This window comes from Arthrobacter sp. 05L417 (assembly GCF_056397865.1).
Genome location: NZ_JBFTOG010000125.1, coordinates 1 through 420 on the forward strand (window position 1 = coordinate 1; position 420 = coordinate 420).

Here is a 420-nt window from a genome sequence, read left to right on the forward strand (position 1 = left end):
TTCCGCCGGATCCTGGTCAACGAACCCGACCACCCCTACATGGCCGCCTGGTGGCCCCAGGGCCACGTGATCGGCTGGGAACACACCTTCACCCACCAGATCCGCGACTTCCTGCAGGCCCTCGACGCCGGGACCCCGCCCTCGCCCTCCTTCGAAGACGGCCTCGCCGTCCAGCACGTCCTGGCCGCCATCGAGGAATCCGCCGACGCCAAATCCGCCATCATCCAGGTCGCCGGCCACTAATAGCCCTGACAACCGCCGGCCACCAAACACCGCCGGCTGACAACCGCCGTCTGGCTTCCCCCGGCCCCCGAAACTTTTCCCTAGGAGAACCCATGCCCCGCCCGTACACCCTGTTCACCGGCCAGTGGGCCGACCTGCCCTTCGAGGACGTCGCGCGCCTGGCCTCCGGCTGGGGCT

General features: G+C 69.0%; 1 pseudogene. It reads left to right on the top strand.

Going from position 1 to position 420, the window contains the following annotated elements:
- Positions 1-243: pseudogene (locus AC1DJW_RS26605) on the top strand (gfo/Idh/MocA family oxidoreductase); the annotation flags it as partial.
- Between the last annotated feature and the right edge of the window lie 177 nt (positions 244-420).